The organism is Lysobacter sp. A289, assembly GCF_054072675.1.
This window is the reverse complement of sequence record NZ_JBSVRN010000001.1, coordinates 789,144-805,225: the sequence shown is the minus strand read 5'-3', so window position 1 is coordinate 805,225 and position 16,082 is coordinate 789,144. Positions and strand designations below refer to the sequence as shown.

Here is a 16,082-nt window from a genome sequence, read left to right as displayed (position 1 = left end):
GTCTATACGCTATACAACCGTTAGCGAGCCAAGGAGCCCTGATGAACGACATGATCCCCCTCGCCCACGCCCATTGCGCGCCCCGTCGCGGCAGTGAACACAAGCTCGGCGATGTGCGGGTGCGCGAACTGCTGATCGAAGTTCCGGGCTGGGAACTGGCCGAAAATGGCCGCGCCCTGTGCAAGACGTTCCAGTTCAAGGACTACTACCGGACGATGGCATTCGTGAACGCCTTGGCTTTCATTGCCCATCGCGAGGACCACCACCCGGACCTGAGTGTCCATTACGACCGCTGCGTCGTGCGTTACTCGACCCACGATGTTGGCGGACTCAGCGAAAACGACTTCATCTGCGCGGCCAAAACGCAGGCACTCACGGAGTGATGCTCATGTCACAGATGTCCATGTCACCGATGCCCATGCCACCCATGCCCGCAACCCAGGCTCCTGCAATCACGACCCCACGCCGCTCCATTGCCGTGCTCATTGCAGCAACCTTGTCATTGGTACTGCTGACCGCTTGCGACCCGGACACCACCGTCCAGATACCGAGGGTCATGCCCACCCAACCGCTGGCCGTCGACACCCCACCGCCGACCTATCCACCGGAGCTGGCGTGCGCCGACGTGGGCGGCGAGGTTGGCCTGATCATGCAAATCACCGCCGATGGCCACATCAGTGATGTCCGGGTCGAGAACGGCAGTGGCCATACGGCGCTGGACGAGGCGGCCGTTGCGGCGGTCAAGACTTGGCGTTTCGAGCCGGCCACCAGCCGCGGCGAACCGGTGGAATCCGACTTGCGCGTGCCGGTGACGTTCACCCCACCCAAGATGCGCCCGCAGATGTGCTTCCAGTTGGATGAGCAACGCTGATCCACCTGCATTTGAGGCAGCCACACTGGCGCCGGCCGAAGATCACGTCAGTCGGTCGAGAACCTCGAGCAGCTCCGGTGCCAGTGGCGCGCTGAGAATGTAAGGCGTCTTGCCGGCGTCCAGTGCAAATTCCAGCGTGGAGGCATGCAGGAACAAGCGTTTCAGTCCAGCCTGGTCGCGCAGGCGCTTGTTCACCAGCGGGTCGCCGTATTTGTCATCGCCGGCCACCGCATGGCCAATGTGCCGGGCGTGCGCACGGATCTGGTGGGTACGCCCGGTCTCGATCCGGACTTCGCAATAAGACTGCCCGCCGCGCCGCTCCAGCACCTGGAAGTGGCTCAGTGATGCCTTGCCTGCGCGATTGACCTGGACATGGCGCTCTCCCCCTTGGCGTAATCCAACGTGCAGCGGCGCATCCACGGTCATTACTCCGTCGGGCATGCGTCCGCTCAACAACGCCAGGTAGCGCTTGCGGATCCCGCCCGCACCGCCACTGCTTTCGCGCATCAAGGCCTGCATCTCGGTCAGCGCCGAGCGCTTCTTGGCAATCACCAGGATCCCGGAGGTATCCCGGTCAAGGCGATGCACCAGCTCCAGGGTGTGGCCCGGCCGCAAGGCCCGCAAGGTCTCGATCGCCCCGAAACTGATCCCGCTGCCACCGTGACTGGCGACCCCCGACGGTTTGTTCAACGCCAGCAGCCGGGCGTCCTCGTAGACGATGGCCGCATCGAGCGCATTCATGAATCCCTGCGGCGGGGCCGGCTTCTCACCCACCTCGTTGATGCGAACCGGAGGGATGCGGATCTTGTCGCCGCCTTCCAGCTTGCGTTCCGCCTTCGCCCTGCCCCCATTCACACGCACCTGGCCGGAGCGGACCAACTTGTAAACCAGCGACCTGGGGGCCCCTTTCAGGATGCCCAGCAAAAAGTTGTCCAGGCGTTGGCCATCGCGGTCTTCGGGCACTGCGATCGTACGCGCGCCGGCATGGTTTTCAGTGCTTTCTGAATGGGTCATTCGCTATGGCTTATCTGATACACTCGCGACGCGAGATAAGGTTTTGATTTCGCAGGGAGTTGCCCCTGTCATCCAAGTGGTGGCATGGGCCTGGGCCAAAAGTCCGACCTGCGATTCCGGTCTGCGTCTAACCCCTGCCCTTGGGGCGGCCATGTTAGCAGCGACAGTCCGGCGGAACCTCGGCTCGTCCGTTCTTGTCACATCATTATTGTCACAAGGACTGCTCGATAAACACGACCCGCGTGGCACCAGGGCATTTGCCTGACGTGCCGCCGGCCCAGAAAAATTTGAAAGCAACAAAACAAGCGCTCCCGCGGCACGCCGTGGTGTTGAAGCGCTGGAAATTGTCAGGTCACGTCAGCGCGCGCACAACGGCTTGCCGTTATGCAGGGTTCAAAGCCGCGGCGACGGGACGCAGTGTCCAGAGGCGAAACGCCAGGGCGTTCCGCGCGGTTGAGCGCGAGGAACGCAACAATGAAACGCATGCTGATCAACGCGACGCAGGCAGAAGAACTGCGGGTCGCGATTGTCGATGGCCAGAACCTGTACGACATCGATATCGAGCAACCTTCGAAAGAACAGAAAAAGTCCAACATCTACAAGGGCAAGATCACCCGCTTGGAGCCGTCGTTGGAAGCGGCTTTCGTGGAGTACGGTGGTGATCGCCACGGCTTCCTGCCGCTGAAAGAAATCTCCCGCGACTACTTCGCCGCCGGGGTCAACCCGAACAAGGCTGGTCTCAAGGAACTGCTGCGCGAAGGCCAGGAGGTCGTGGTTCAGGTCGACAAGGAAGAACGCGGCAACAAGGGCGCTGCCCTGACCACGTTCATCTCGCTGGCCGGCCGCTACATGGTGCTGATGCCCAACTCCCCGACTGCCGGCGGCGTATCGCGACGGATCGAGGGTGAGGATCGTGCCGAGCTGAAGCGCGCCATGGATGCGTTGAACATTCCCGATGACATGGGCGTGATCATCCGCACCGCAGGCGTCGGCCGTGACGCGGAAGAGCTGCAATGGGACCTGGACTATCTGTTGCAGGTCTGGAAGTCGGTGGCCGACGCGGCATTGACCAAACCGGCGCCGTTCCTGATCTATCAGGAATCGCGGTTGATCATCCGCGCCCTGCGTGACTACATGCGTCCCGACATCGGCGAGGTATTGGTCGATACGCAGGAGATGTATGACGAGGCACTTGAGTTCGTCGAACGGGTGATGCCGCACAATCTGCGCAAGCTCAGCCACTACACCGACGACGTCCCGCTGTTCAACCGGTTCCAGATCGAATCGCAGATCGAGAACGCCTACGAGCGTGAGGTGCGGCTGCCATCCGGCGGCGCGCTGGTGATCGACCAGACCGAGGCCCTGACCGCCGTCGACGTCAACTCCGCCCGTGCGACCCGCGGCAGCGACATCGAGGAAACAGCGCTCAATACCAACCTGGAGGCGGCCGAAGAAGTCGCCCGCCAGATGCGCCTGCGTGACCTGGGTGGACTGGTGGTGATCGACTTCATCGACATGTCGTCCAACAAGCACCAGCGCGACGTCGAGAACCGTCTGCAAAACTCCCTCAAGCAGGATCGCGCACGCGTCCAGGTCGGCCGCATCTCCCGCTTCGGCTTGCTGGAGATGAGCCGCCAGCGCCTGCGTCCCAGCCTGGGGGAATCCAGCCAACTGGTCTGCCCGCGTTGCGAAGGCCATGGCCGGATGCGCAGCGTTGAGTCGCTGTCGCTATCGATCCTGCGCGTGAGCGAAGAGCACGCGATGAAAGAGAACACCGGACAGGTGCTGGTCCAGGCACCGACGGAGATCGCCAACTACCTGCTCAACGAGAAGCGGCGCGCGCTCAGCGAGATCGAGCAGCGCCATGGCGCGCCGATCGTGATCGTCGCCGACGAGCAATTGCTGACCCCGCACTACGAGGTCACCCGCCTGCGCGAAAACGAACTGGGCGAAGAAAGCAGTCGGCCGAGCTACCACCGGGGCACCCCGCGCAAGTTGCCAACCCATGCGTTGACCAAGGCCAACCTGAACGTCCCGGCAGCACCGGCCGTGACCAACGTCAAGCCGACTCAGCCGGCTCCGCAACGCGAACCACGCGAGGCTGACGTCACACCGGCTCCGGTGCCGGTCGCCGCCGTGGTGGCTCCGACCCATTCGATCGGAATGGTCGAACGGGTCATGCGCTTCTTCCGCGGCAGCCAACCGGCCACGGAGCAGGCGAAGCCAGCGACGAAGCAGCAGGACAACCGCAATCGTGGCGAGCGCACCGAGCGCGGCGAACGCAACGGGCAGCGTCGTGGTGGCAAGCAGGGCCGCGACGGTCAGCGCCGCGACGAATCCCGCCGTGGCAATGGCCAGGCACGGGACGACAGCGCGCAGAAATCGCAGGCGCAAAACGGATCCACCCAGCCGGGTCGCAACGCCAAACCACCCAGGCAACGCCAACCCCGCCCGCAAACCGAAGAGCAGATCGCCTCGGCCGGCCAGCAAGGCGACACTGCAAATCCAGGCAGGCAGCCCCGCGCCCCGCGTGGCGAGAAGCCCTCGTCGAAGGCGGTCGATGTTGCGACGGATGTGACCAGCCCCACCAGTGACACGGGCGTGGTACTGCCTGCAGTCGCGGTCGGAGTTGCGGGTGCCGAAGCCGTGTCGGCGAACCGCGACGATGCTGCCAGCAACCAGGTCAACGACGCAGACCGTGGACCTGACAAGGGCAGCGTCCAGGCCGACAACGATTCCGGGCACTCCGGCAGCAATGACGATGCTGCCGGCGAAGGTACCGGACGGCGGCGTCGTGGCCGTCGCGGTGGCCGCCGCCGCCGTCGCGGTGGAGCCGATGGTGCCGCCGAGGATCAATCGCTCAACACCGGCGTACTGGGTGATGAAGGCGCCGACACTGAAGCAGCCACCGTCGCGGTGGTCAGCCGGTCGCAGCCGGAATTCGACTTCGAGGATGAAATCGACGGCAACGCCAGCCCCACTGAAAAATCGGAGACGCCGGAGAGGTCTGACAAGTCGGATAAAGCCGACGAGGCGGACAAGGCTGACACGCCAGCCCAAGCCGCTGCCAGCGAGCCAGGCAATGAGCTTGCGAAGGACGACGAATCCTCAGTGCCGGAAGACGCCACCAGCGCACGCCCGCCACGCAAGCCCCGGACGCCGCGCCAACCGCGCCCGGCCCGATCGAAATCGACAGTTGCCGCAACCGACGAGGCCGTGACCGATCAGCCTACCGTCGATTCTGCCAGCACCAGTGCTTACGATTCGGTTACCACCGGCTCCCACTCATCTGGCCAGAAGCGATCCGGGTATATCGCCGGAACTCCGGTGATAGAGGTCGAAGCCAGCAACCCGGCTGAGCCGCCGTCGCCGCCAAGCGCAGCTGCGGCAGCCCCGGCAGCAACGGCAACCCCAACTGCACCAGCTGCACCGGCAGCAACGGCAGTCCTGGCAGCCCCGGCCCCGGCAGCGACGGCAGCACCCGCAGCACCGACGACGCCAGAACCGGTAGCTGTAGTCGATCCGACTCCGGCTGCCGCACCCATTGCCGAGGCCGTCATCCCGGCACCGGTGGTGGTGGACACGCCGGCGGTTCCGCAACCGGCCCCCGTCGCCGACGCTGTGGTCGTGGATACGCCAGCTGCGTCGCCCGCGGAGGTCCTGCCCGCCGCCAGCAATGGCACCACCCAGCCGATGACCGCAGGCCTGTTCGATGCCTCGCCCGCCCCGGCTCCCGCCTCCCCGGCACAAGCGGCCGCAAAGGCCGTGGCGGATGCGACGTCCGACAAGCCGGAGCGCCAGGACGCGCCTCGCAAAGAGGACGAACACAGCGCCTGACGTCGGATTACAGCGGTTGTTGTAACCAGGCGGGCCGCTCAATCGAGCGGCCCCTTTTTTTTTGTTACAGGGCGGTTGCGGGTTCCGCCACGCCGTATTGCCCAAGCAGTCGCGCCAGGGCAATGCTGTCGGTGATCGCCAGCTTGTCAAACAAGCGGGTCTTGTGGGTGTTGACCGTTTTGGCGCTAAGGCTCAAGCGCCGCGCAATCTCCTCCTGTCGCAACCCCTGGACCAGCAACAGCGCCACTTCCAGCTCGCGTGGAGAAAGCACGTCAAAGGGTGTCTCGCTCCCCGAGAGACCGGAGAACGCCAGATGCTGCGCGATGTTGCTGGCCAGATAGCGTCTGCCCGCCGCGACCTCGCGTACGGCCCGCAGCAGTTCGGTTGCATCACCGCCCTTGCCGACATAACCGAACGCACCCGCCTCCAGCAAGCGACGCGGCAATGGCCCATCCTCCAGCACCGACACGATGATGACCCGGGTGCCGTGATCCCCCTTGACCACACGTTCGGTCACCTCCAGGCCACTCACGCCCGGTAGGTGGAGGTCACAAAGCACCACGTCGGGCTTCAGCTTGCGGATCAGCGGCAAGGCCAGCTCACCGCTCTCGGCGTCGCCAACCACTTCGATGTCCGTGCCTGTCGACAGGATCAAGCGCATCCCCGTACGCACCAAGGCATGGTCGTCGACGATGAATACAGTAATGGTCATCCCTTTCCCTCACAGAACACTCCGTCACCGGAGGCTACGCGGCGGGCTGTTCAGGTGCAACCTGGGAAAGTGGCAACTGGCGGAGAGAGTGGGATTCGAACCCACGGAAGGTTTGACCCTTCGCCGGTTTTCAAGACCGGTGCCTTAAACCGCTCGGCCATCTCTCCGTATGCTGTTGTGCGCTGCTATTGCGCGTTTGCGATCGCGTGGCTGCGATCCGGCGCGGCGCTATTCTCGCACGAGTGGGCGCGGATTCGTCACAGCCGGAACGCCTTGAGTTCGCTTTCGCTGCAGGGTTGGCCCTTGATGTCGGCGCAACCCAGGTGTGCACTGTCGACCATCGCGGGGATCTTCTCGGCGAGGAAGTCGATGAACACCCGTACCGCCGGCAACATGCCGCGGCGCGAGGCGAACACGGCGTGGAAAATACCTTGCGGCAAGCGCCACTGCGGCAGCACGACCTCTAGCTGGCCCGATCGGACCGCGTCGGCACAGACCGTCTCCGGCAGCAAGGTGATGCCAACGCCCTGGATCGCCAGCGACAACAGCATCGGCAGGTCGAACCCCATCACCCGCGGCTTGATCTCGATGCGTTGCACGTCGCCATCGGGACCATGCAGCTCCCATCGCTGGCGCGCATCGTCCTCGCTCATGCTCATGGTGACGTGTTCGGCCAATTGCTCGGGCGTCTGTGGTCGGCCCATCTTGCGCAGGTAGTCGGGACTGGCGACCAGCAGTTCCTGGATCTGGCCGAAGCTGCGCATCACCAGGCTGCCGTCGTCATCGAGCTTGGTACGCACGCGCAGGGCGACGTCGATCCCCTCGTTGATCACGTCCACGCGCCGATTGCTGACTAGCAACTGCACCCGGACCTGGGGGTAACGGGCAAGAAACTCGGGCAGTAATTTCGGCATCTGCTGCTGGGCCGCACCGACCGGTACGCTGACCCGAACCACGCCGCGCGGCTCCGCGCTCAGACGGTCGACCACTTCCCTCGCCGCTTGCGCTTCGGCCAACATTGATTGCGCATGACGATAGACCGCGTTACCAACATCGGTGACGGCAAAGCGGCGGGTCGAGCGCTGCAGCAGGCGGACGCCCAGATCGGTCTCCAGCTGGCTGATACGACGACTCAAGCGAGACTTTGGAATGCCTATCGCACGCTCGGCGGCAGCAAAGCCGGAGTGCTCGACCACCAACGCGAAGTAGTAAAGATCGTTCAAATCATGCATGCGCGGCAATTCCACCAGCAGAACATCGACTTATATTTGATCAGCTTGGTCACGCCGGTGCAACAACCGTCCACGGGATGCACATTGGACAGCGCAATCCGGAAATGTCTGAATGGCTCGATGTCCAAGGGAGTACGGCAACGATGAAAATTGTCATGATGATCCTGCGCCTGGCGCTCATCGTCGGTGGTGCTTGCGGCGCAATCATCGGGTTGTGGGCCTTTATCGACCCCGGGGCGTTCCCATCGTTGTCCGACCTGGGGGCAATCAGCCCGCCGTCGGCGCGTTGGCGTGCGGCATTCGTGTTCCTGTTTTCGTTGTTGGGCCTCGGCTTCGGGTCAGGTGTGCTGCGGCACCGGAAATTGCCCTGACGATTTCGACACCCGCTCAGGCAATCTTCTCCAGGCCTCCCATGTACGGGCGCAACGCTTCGGGGACGGTGATGCTGCCATCGGCCTGCTGGTAGTTCTCCATCACGGCGATCAATGCGCGACCTACCGCGACGCCTGATCCATTGAGGGTGTGCACCAGCTCGGGCTTGCCGGTAGCCGGGTTGCGCCAGCGGGCCTGCATGCGCCGGGCCTGGAACGCCTCGCAGTTGGAGACCGAGGAAATCTCTCGATACGTCTCCTGCGACGGTAGCCAGACCTCAAGGTCGAACGTCCGGGCGGCGGAGAAACCCATGTCACCCGAGCACAACAACATGCGGCGGTACGGCAGGCCCAGTTTTTCGAGCACCACTTCGGCACAGCGCGTCATGCGCTCGTGCTCGTCATTGGACTCCGATGGCCGGGCGATGCTGACCAACTCGACCTTCTCGAACTGGTGTTGGCGGATCATGCCGCGGGTATCGCGGCCGTAGGCACCGGCCTCGGCACGAAAGCACATCGAGTGTGCAGTCATGCGCAGCGGCATCACCGCGTCATCCAGGATCTCGTCGCGCACGGTGTTGGTCAGCGGCACCTCCGAGGTCGGGATCAAGTAGCGCCGGCTGCTCGCGGACGCGGCATCGCCGATCTCGGTCGCAAACAGGTCGTCCTCGAACTTGGGCAGCTGGCCGGTGCCCAGCATGCTGTCGGTGTTGACCAGCAGCGGCACGTTGGTCTCCTCAAAACCGTGCTCGTTGGTGTGCAGGTCGAGCATGAACTGGGCGAGCGCGCGATGCAGCCGGGCGAGCTGTCCGCGCAGCACGGTGAAGCGCGCGCCACTGAGTTTCGCCGCGGTATCGCCGTCGAGCCAGCCGTTGCGGGCGCCGAGTTCGACGTGGTCCTTGACCTTGAAATCGAACGCGCGCGGCGTACCCCACTGATGCTGCTCGACATTGCCACTCTCATCCACGCCGACCGGCACGCCATCCTGTGGCAGGTTCGGCAATCCTAGGGCAATCGTGTCCAACTCGGACTTGAGCACGTCCAGCCGCGCCTGGCTCGCCTTCAGCTCATCGGCAAACCCGGCAACCTGCGCCATCAGCGGCGCCGCGTCCTCGCCCTTCGCCTTGGCCTGGCCGATCGCCTTGGAGCAGGTGTTGCGCAGGTTCTGCAACTCCTGGGTACGCATCTGGATCTGCTTGCGCTCGATCTCCAGCGCCTGCAGCGCGTCGGGATCGAGATCGTGGCCACGCGTTTCGCGCAGGCGGACGGCCAGTTCGGCGGGCTGTTGACGCAGCAGATTGGGGTCAAGCATGTCGGGACCGGGTGGTGGATGGGAGTCCGATTATCGCGTGGATCGCCCGTCGGCGGGACCGGTTGGCAACGCGTTAACGACATCCATGCACAATATCCGGGTCATCGTCATCGGATCAGCCATGCCAGAGTCATCCCCCAACCCGCGACCACCGCACCGGGACTACTCCCGTTGGCTGCCGTCCTGGCGCACATTGCTGTGGGTCGGGCTGGCATTCCTGGCCGGTGTGCTGCTGTTCGCGTGGGTCTGGTCTGCGGACCGCAACCAGGATGACTTCTTCCGTGCCGGCGAGACACCACCGACCGCCAGCGCACCTGATTACCGCCCGCTGCCGGTCCCCTCCACTGCCGGCAACCGCGAAGCCAGTGGTCTGGATCCTGACGAAGGCAGGGCCGAGGACGGCGACGACCAGGATGCCCAGCCACGCTTGGTCGAGGTAGCACCACCTGCGGCTCCGGCGCCCATCAGCACGTCGCCGGCCCCGCCGCCTTCCGGTTCGGATGCCGGCGTTTCAAGCCAGCCAAGCCCCATCGCCGGAAGCATGCCGGCGCCCCGCTACCCGCGCCGTGCGCTGCGTCGTGGAGAAAGCGGCGTCGTACTGGTGCGCGCGCGGATCGGACCCGATGGCGTCCCGACTTCGGTCGAGGTAATCAACGGCAGTGGCTCGCGTGACCTGGATCGCGCTGCGGTGAATGCCGTCGAACGCTGGCGATTCCATCCGGCGCGACAGGATGGTCAACCGACGGTCGGCACGGTGAACATCCCAATCGAATTTGCGCCGAACCGCTGACCGTCGGCGAGCATAACACGCCCGGACTGCCGCGTTCTCAGTCGCACTGCGTGGGCGGCCCGTCCGTGCGTCCGCAACGAGGCTGCAGCCCCATGCCGATGCGGCCGGCCATCTCGACAAAACCGGGGAACGACGTTGCGACGTTGGCGACATCGGTGATTTCCACTTCGCCCTTCGCCAACTGCGCGGCAACCGCGAAGCTCATGGCAATGCGGTGATCCGAGTGGCTATCGACCACGCCGGCGCCGAAGCTGCCGCCGTCGATAGTCGCGCCATCCGCGGTCTCCTCGACTGCAATCCCCAGCGTCCGCAGGCCTACCGACATTGCCGCAATCCGGTCGGACTCCTTGACCCGCAGTTCGGCCGCGCCCCGGATCACGGTGCGCCCCCGGGCACAGGCGGCGGCGATGAACAGCGCCGGGAACTCATCGATCATGTCGGCCACCAGCGACACCGGCACCTCGACGCCATGCAAGGGTGCGTGTCTGACCACAAGGTCGGCGACCGGCTCGCCGGCATTGCTGCGCTGCTCTTCGCGGATGTCGGCACCCATCTGTCGCAGCACCTGCAACAGACCGGTACGGCGGGGATTCATCCCGACAGCCTCCAGCCGCAATTCCGAGCCTGGCACCACGCTGGCGGCAACCAGGAAATACGCGGCCGACGAGAAATCGGCCGGCACCACCACGGGTGTCGCCTGCAGGCGGTGGCCGCCGCTCAGGCGCACCAGGCCGGGCTCGAACTGAACCGGCCAGCCAAACGCCGCCAACATGCGCTCGGTGTAGTCGCGCGTGGGCCGAGGCTCGCGCACTACCGTCGGGCCGCTTGCATACAGGCCGGCCAGCAGCAGCGCGGACTTCACCTGTGCGCTGGCCACCGGCAACGCGTAGTCGATCCCCTGCAGGGGCGCACCACCGGTGATGCGCAACGGCGGTGTGCCATCGAATTCGGTGTCGATCCGGGCGCCCATCGCGGCCAGCGGATCGGTGACCCGACGCATTGGTCGTCGCGATAACGCAGCGTCACCGACAAGCACGCTATCGAACGCTTGTCCGGCCAACAACCCCGCCAGCAAGCGCATGCCGGTGCCCGCGTTGCCACAGTCCAGCGGCTCGGCGCTTGCACGCAGGCCGTGGAGTCCGACCCCGTGGACGAGACAGCTGCCCTCCTCCGGGTTTTCGATCCGTACCCCCAACTGGCCAAGGATGCGCGCAGTGGCACGAGTGTCCTCGCCCTGCAGGAAGCCCTCGATCCGGGTCTCTCCATCGGCGAGCGCACCCAACATCACCGCTCGGTGCGAGACCGACTTGTCTCCGGGAACCCGCACGCTGCCACGCAAGGGATGGCCATGCCGGCCAACCCAGTCCTCGCGTGCCGCATCGCTCACGTGATCGCCACCGGGTAGGAACCGAGCACCCGGACCTGCTCGGCAAATTCATCCAACTCGGCCAGCGCCTTGCACATCGCTTCCTGCTCGATATGCCCGCCGACATCGACGAAGAACGCGTATTGCCAACGGCCGGTATGGCCGGGGCGCGATTCAATCCGGTTCATGCTCAAACCATGCCGCGCGAACGGTGCCAGTACATGATGCAGCGCGCCGGGCTGGTCCTTGATGAAGATCAGCAGTGAGGTGCGGTCATTACCGGACGCCGGGAACAGTTCCCGGCCCAGCACCAGGAACCGGGTGGTATTGTCCGGCCGATCCTCGATCGGGCCGGCAACCGCTTTCAGGCCATAGACGGTGCCGGCACTGATACCGGCAATGGCCGCGGCATCATCGGCATTGCGGGCGCGGCGCGCGGCCTCGGCGTTGCTGCCCAGCGGAATCTTCTCGGCATGCGGCAGGTACTGGCGCAACCATGCCTTGCACTGGGCGAACGACTGCGGGTGCGAATAGACCCGCTCGATGTCCTCAAGCCGGCCACTGCGCGACAGCAGGTGCTGGTGCACGCGCAGCTCGACCTCGCCACAGATCTTCACCTCCGAGCCCAGGAAGGTATCCAGGGTCGACTGGATCGTGCCCTGGGTGGAGTTTTCCACCGGCACCACACCGAAATCCGCCGCGCCCGATTCAACCTCGCCAAAAACCTCCTCGATACTGCCCAGCGGCAGGCCGTGGATGGAATGGCCGAAATGCTTGTACACCGCCTGCTGCGAGTGCGTGCCTTCCGGGCCCAGGTAACCGATCTTGAGCGGCTCTTGCTGGGCCAGGCAGGCCGACATGATCTCGCGAAACACGCGTACCAGAACCTCGTTGTCGAGCGGGCCGTCATTGCGGTCCACCACCCGGCGCAGCACCTGTGCTTCGCGCTCGGGGCGGTAATAATCGATCGCCGCGGCAAGGTCGCCCTTGGCTTTGCCCACCTGGTTGGCATATTGAGCGCGTTCGGCAATCAACTCCTGGATCGTGCGGTCGATACCGTCAATGCGCTCACGCAATACGCCCAACGTTGGGGTCTTGGCTTTGGCAACCATCTCAGCCATTCCTCTTGCTGAAGTCATTCATGAATTCGACCAGCGCCTGCACTCCCGCTTCCGGCATCGCGTTGTAAATCGACGCCCGGACACCGCCCACGACCCGGTGCCCGCGCAGCCCAATCAAACCGGCTTGCGCCGTTTCTTCCAGGAAAATGGGCTCCAGCACCGGATCGCGCAGGGAAAACACCACATTCATCCGTGAACGCGCTTCCTCCTCCACCGTGTTGCGGTAGAAGCCATCCGAGCCATCAATGGCGGCGTACAGTGACGCCGCCTTGCGTGCGTTGCGCCGGGAAAATTCGGCGACGCCGCCTTCGGCCAGCATCCACTTGAACACCAGACCAGCCAAGTACCAGTTGAACGTCGGCGGTGTGTTGAGCATCGAGCCACACGCCGCATGCTCGCGGTAGTCGAGGATCGGCGCGCGGGGCTGGCCTGCGCGCTCCAACAGGTCGAGCCTGATGATCACCACGGTCAGTCCCACCGGCCCCAGGTTCTTCTGCGCGCCCGCGTAGATCACGCCGAAACGGGATACATCAATCGGCTCGGCGGCGATGCTGGAGCTGAAATCACCGATCAGCGGCACATCACCCACCGACGGAATACCGGGAAACTCGACGCCGTGGATGGTCTCGTTGGCGGTGTAATGAACGTACGCCGCGTCGTCGGACAGCTGCCACTGGTCTCGGGTGGGAATGGCGCGAAACCCACCGGACGCCCCATCGGCGGCGATGCGAACGTCCACGCAGCACTGCGCCTGCTTCATGGCGGTGACGCCCCAATGGCCGGTAACCACGTAGTCTGCAATTTGCCCGGGGGCTGCGAAGTTCAGCGGGATCAGCGCCTGCTGGGTCGTCGCTCCGCCTTGCAGGAACAACACCGCGTAGTCGTCCGGTATGGATAACAGGCGGCGCAGATCGGCCTCGGCCTCGGCGGCAACCTGCATGAACTCGGGGCCGCGATGGCTCAACTCCAGCACCGACGCACCCGCGCCACGCCATTCCAGCAACTCCTCGCGCGCTTGTTGCAATACCGTCTCGGGCAGTGTCGCGGGACCGGCACTGAAGTTGTAAGCGCGCGACATCGGACGCTCCGCTGAGGTGATGGCGCAGTATGCCGCACCGCACCAACATCGCAACCACCTGGCGCTGCCGGCAGTGACGGCCGGCTATCGTGCCCCGTAAAGCAACAGCAACGCCAAGGCGCCCGCCAACAACGCCGCGGCCAGCAATAGCCAAGGCAGGCGTCGCAGGGATGACTCTACCGGGGAGCGCGTCGACGGATCCGCCGCAGCGGCTTCGGCCGGCTCCACCTCGACGTCCAGTGGTCCCGTCGTACGGGTGGAGGACAGCGGCGCTTCCAGCACGAAACGATGATTGGCACCGAAAACGATCTGGTCGCCCGGACGCAACAAGCCTTCGCGGACGCGATAACCGTTGACCACGCTGCCATCGCTGGAGTCCAGGTCACGCAGCACGATGCCATCGCGGTGAGGTTCCAGCCGGACATGCTGCTCGGCAATTCCCGGTTCCCCGATATGGACATCGGATCCGGCTTGGCGACCGACCGTACAAGGTGCGTCGAGCGTGAAACAACACCCATGGTGGATACCACCGACGCCACGCAAGACGGTGTGGCGCGCAGCGGACGCGCTGGTAGTCGGATCAACCGGCAGCGGCTCGGGCCGGCGCCCCAGCAGGGTCAACTCAACACCATCCATGTGCACCGCATCGCCAGCGCGAAGCATCGCCATGCGACGCACCGGACGCCCATTGACATGCAGGCCCTGCGCGCCCTCGCGCAGTTGCAGCCAGACGCCGCGACGGTCAACACAAAACTGGATAGCGGCCTGGTCGGGATGATCAACCAGGCAAAGTTGTCCATCCGCGCCACGCCCAATAGCATGCACGCCCTGGCTCAACACCAGGTCGTCACGGTCACGGTTTGGGAATTGCAGTCTGAGGGCATCCACGCGGCGGCAATCTAGCACGGCGCGGCATCCACGCCTATCGGTCCAGCACGATTGTTGACCGCAGCGCGTACTTTGAACCAACGCAATCCAAGTCCACAATACGCGCTCGTCCAGGGAGAGCCGCATGGCCAGCATTGATATCACCCATCCCCATTCCATGGCCCCGGCCCAGGCTCGCCTTGGGATGCAGGAAGTCGCCGACAAGCTGGTCGACCGTTTTGGGGTGCAGTGCGACTGGGATGGCGACATCCTCAGCTTTACCCGCACCGGGATCGACGGACACATCGCGCTGCTGGCCGAAGAAATTCATGTCACCGCGGAACTCGGATTCATGCTCGGAGCCTTCAAGGACGCGATCGAAGCGGAGATTCGCCGCGTGCTGGAGCGGCGCTTTGGTTAACGTGACCACTGCTCGTCCAGGCGAGCCACAGCTCACTTTTTGTCGACCGGTGTTGACGTATATTTCGCCACTCTGGACGCGCCAGCCTTGGGGCGTCATTGCAATGTCAGGACACGAATGTCAACCGTTTCATTGACCATCGCTGCGCTGGTGATAACGCTGCTGACCGGCGGCGCAGCCACGGGCTGGTTGTGGCTGGTTCACCGTCAGCAACTGGTGGCTGCCGCGGGCCTGCGAACGTTGGCGGCCATGCGTTGGCGGGAGTTCTCGCGCTTTGTTATCGAAGCCTTGCAGGCACAGGGGTTCAATGCCAGCCGGTTGGCACCCGACGCTGACCGCGGACAGAATGCCGACCTGCTGCTCACCCGCGGTGACCAGGTCTGGCTGTTGAGCTGCAAGCAGGGAGTCAATTACCGCATCAACGACGCCATGGTCGACCAGCTGGCCCGCGCGGTACACGACAGCCAGGCCAGTGGCGGCATCCTGGCCACCCTCGGCAGCATCCAGGCCAACGCACGCAAGCACCCGCAGGGGATCGAGCTGATCGACGGCGCGACCCTGTGGCCATTGATCGAGCCGCTGTTGCCGCCAAGCCTGCATCAGGACCTGAACAACCGCGCGCGCGCCCGGACGATCCGGGCAACCCTGCTGGTCTGGCTGGTGGCGCTGCTGCTGGGCGCGGGTGTGGCGATGGCTCTGTCGACCCAATCCAGCGACGCGGGCGACACCGTCGTTTTGCCCGCTGCATCATCGTCGGCGAGCCCTGCGCGACCGTCCGGCAACCTCGCCAATGCACCTCAGCCAGCGGCGTCCGGAACCGCGAGTCCCGAGGCCGATGAAGACGCACCGGCGCAGCGTTTAAACGCCGCGACGCAGGTATCGACACTGCCCGGCATCGAGCGCGCCTCCTGGGCGACACAGTCGACGTTTCTGGTTCACCTGCAGTCGAATGCGAACGATGAGCAGGTCGACCGGATTTGCGGCACGCTCCAGCGCAACGGCATCCACAGCGTGCGGGTACAGCTACAGCCGCCACCAAGCAGCGACGCACCGGTCCGGTTCCTTCAATGCCGCCCAATGAAATGACCGC

At 64.6% G+C, this 16,082-nt stretch carries 17 protein-coding genes and 1 tRNA gene; 8 read left to right on the top strand and 10 right to left on the bottom strand.

What is annotated here, in order from left to right; translation table 11 throughout:
- The first annotated feature begins 41 nt into the window (after positions 1 to 41).
- A complete protein-coding gene (locus ACW5DN_RS03780) occupies positions 42 to 383 on the top strand; it encodes a 4a-hydroxytetrahydrobiopterin dehydratase (RefSeq protein ID WP_456961418.1) in 342 nt (113 codons plus the stop codon).
- On the opposite strand, the gene ACW5DN_RS03775 is transcribed toward ACW5DN_RS03780, so the two are convergent.
- Positions 373 to 558 carry a hypothetical protein gene (locus ACW5DN_RS03775; RefSeq protein ID WP_456961417.1) on the bottom strand — a complete coding sequence of 62 codons (186 nt, stop codon included), beginning with the start codon at positions 556 to 558 and terminating at the stop codon, positions 373 to 375. The two genes, ACW5DN_RS03780 and ACW5DN_RS03775, sit on opposite strands and share 11 nt — an antisense overlap.
- Between ACW5DN_RS03775 and ACW5DN_RS03770 the strand changes: the two genes are divergently transcribed.
- Positions 557 to 871, top strand: a complete 315-nt coding sequence (locus ACW5DN_RS03770; protein WP_456961416.1) for an energy transducer TonB — start codon at positions 557 to 559, stop codon at positions 869 to 871. The two genes, ACW5DN_RS03775 and ACW5DN_RS03770, sit on opposite strands and share 2 nt — an antisense overlap.
- 42 nt (positions 872 to 913) lie before the next feature.
- Here the strand turns inward: ACW5DN_RS03770 and ACW5DN_RS03765 are convergent, their stop codons facing one another.
- A complete protein-coding gene (locus tag ACW5DN_RS03765; RefSeq protein WP_456961415.1) occupies positions 914 to 1,885 on the bottom strand; it encodes an RluA family pseudouridine synthase in 972 nt (323 codons plus the stop codon).
- Between the two features lie 474 nt (positions 1,886 to 2,359).
- On the opposite strand from ACW5DN_RS03765, the gene ACW5DN_RS03760 reads away from it, so the two are divergent.
- Positions 2,360 to 5,722 carry an Rne/Rng family ribonuclease gene (locus tag ACW5DN_RS03760; protein ID WP_456961414.1) on the top strand — a complete coding sequence of 1,121 codons (3,363 nt, stop codon included), beginning with the start codon at positions 2,360 to 2,362 and terminating at the stop codon, positions 5,720 to 5,722.
- A 64-nt stretch (positions 5,723 to 5,786) separates the two neighbouring features.
- Here the strand turns inward: ACW5DN_RS03760 and ACW5DN_RS03755 are convergent, their stop codons facing one another.
- From ACW5DN_RS03755 to ACW5DN_RS03745, 3 genes are all read right to left on the bottom strand, one after another.
- Positions 5,787 to 6,434 (bottom strand): response regulator, encoded by a 648-nt coding sequence (locus ACW5DN_RS03755; protein ID WP_456961413.1) that lies wholly within the window; start codon positions 6,432 to 6,434, stop codon positions 5,787 to 5,789.
- Between the two features lie 77 nt (positions 6,435 to 6,511).
- A tRNA-Ser gene (locus ACW5DN_RS03750) sits at positions 6,512 to 6,601 on the bottom strand.
- Between the two features lie 90 nt (positions 6,602 to 6,691).
- The gene (locus ACW5DN_RS03745) at positions 6,692 to 7,681 is read right to left on the bottom strand and encodes a LysR family transcriptional regulator (RefSeq protein ID WP_456961412.1); all 990 of its coding nucleotides are present in this window, start codon (positions 7,679 to 7,681) and stop codon (positions 6,692 to 6,694) included.
- Positions 7,682 to 7,809: 128 nt separating this feature from the next.
- On the opposite strand from ACW5DN_RS03745, the gene ACW5DN_RS03740 reads away from it, so the two are divergent.
- Positions 7,810 to 8,037: a hypothetical protein gene (locus ACW5DN_RS03740; protein WP_456961411.1), complete on the top strand. Its 228-nt coding sequence runs from the start codon at positions 7,810 to 7,812 to the stop codon at positions 8,035 to 8,037.
- A gap of 16 nt (positions 8,038 to 8,053) precedes the next feature.
- On the opposite strand, the gene serS is transcribed toward ACW5DN_RS03740, so the two are convergent.
- Positions 8,054 to 9,349 (bottom strand): serine--tRNA ligase, encoded by a 1,296-nt coding sequence (gene serS, locus ACW5DN_RS03735; RefSeq protein ID WP_456961410.1) that lies wholly within the window; start codon positions 9,347 to 9,349, stop codon positions 8,054 to 8,056.
- Positions 9,350 to 9,470: 121 nt separating this feature from the next.
- Here serS and ACW5DN_RS03730 point away from each other — a divergent pair, with 121 nt between their 5' ends.
- Positions 9,471 to 10,139, top strand: coding sequence for an energy transducer TonB (locus tag ACW5DN_RS03730; RefSeq protein WP_456961409.1), 669 nt, complete (start codon positions 9,471 to 9,473; stop codon positions 10,137 to 10,139).
- Positions 10,140 to 10,176: 37 nt separating this feature from the next.
- Here ACW5DN_RS03730 and aroA read toward each other — a convergent pair whose 3' ends face one another.
- The 4 genes from aroA to ACW5DN_RS03710 all read right to left on the bottom strand — a co-directional run bounded on the left by aroA (position 10,177) and on the right by ACW5DN_RS03710 (position 14,247).
- The gene (gene aroA / locus ACW5DN_RS03725) at positions 10,177 to 11,526 is read right to left on the bottom strand and encodes a 3-phosphoshikimate 1-carboxyvinyltransferase (protein WP_456961408.1); all 1,350 of its coding nucleotides are present in this window, start codon (positions 11,524 to 11,526) and stop codon (positions 10,177 to 10,179) included.
- Positions 11,523 to 12,626, bottom strand: coding sequence for a prephenate dehydratase (pheA, locus tag ACW5DN_RS03720; protein ID WP_456961407.1), 1,104 nt, complete (start codon positions 12,624 to 12,626; stop codon positions 11,523 to 11,525). Before pheA ends, aroA begins: the two co-directional genes overlap by 4 nt.
- Positions 12,619 to 13,704, bottom strand: coding sequence for a 3-phosphoserine/phosphohydroxythreonine transaminase (gene serC, locus ACW5DN_RS03715; protein WP_456961406.1), 1,086 nt, complete (start codon positions 13,702 to 13,704; stop codon positions 12,619 to 12,621). Before serC ends, pheA begins: the two co-directional genes overlap by 8 nt.
- 84 nt (positions 13,705 to 13,788) lie before the next feature.
- Positions 13,789 to 14,247, bottom strand: coding sequence for an FHA domain-containing protein (locus tag ACW5DN_RS03710; protein ID WP_456962946.1), 459 nt, complete (start codon positions 14,245 to 14,247; stop codon positions 13,789 to 13,791).
- On the opposite strand from ACW5DN_RS03710, the gene ACW5DN_RS03705 reads away from it, so the two are divergent.
- The 3 genes from ACW5DN_RS03705 to ACW5DN_RS03695 all read left to right on the top strand — a co-directional run bounded on the left by ACW5DN_RS03705 (position 14,128) and on the right by ACW5DN_RS03695 (position 16,078).
- Positions 14,128 to 14,607 carry a hypothetical protein gene (locus ACW5DN_RS03705; RefSeq protein WP_456963066.1) on the top strand — a complete coding sequence of 160 codons (480 nt, stop codon included), beginning with the start codon at positions 14,128 to 14,130 and terminating at the stop codon, positions 14,605 to 14,607. The two genes, ACW5DN_RS03710 and ACW5DN_RS03705, sit on opposite strands and share 120 nt — an antisense overlap.
- 109 nt (positions 14,608 to 14,716) lie before the next feature.
- Entirely contained in the window at positions 14,717 to 14,992 is a 276-nt protein-coding gene (locus ACW5DN_RS03700) for a polyhydroxyalkanoic acid system family protein (protein WP_456961405.1), read from the top strand.
- A 117-nt stretch (positions 14,993 to 15,109) separates the two neighbouring features.
- Entirely contained in the window at positions 15,110 to 16,078 is a 969-nt protein-coding gene (locus ACW5DN_RS03695) for a restriction endonuclease (protein ID WP_456961404.1), read from the top strand.
- The last annotated feature ends 4 nt before the right edge of the window (positions 16,079 to 16,082 follow it).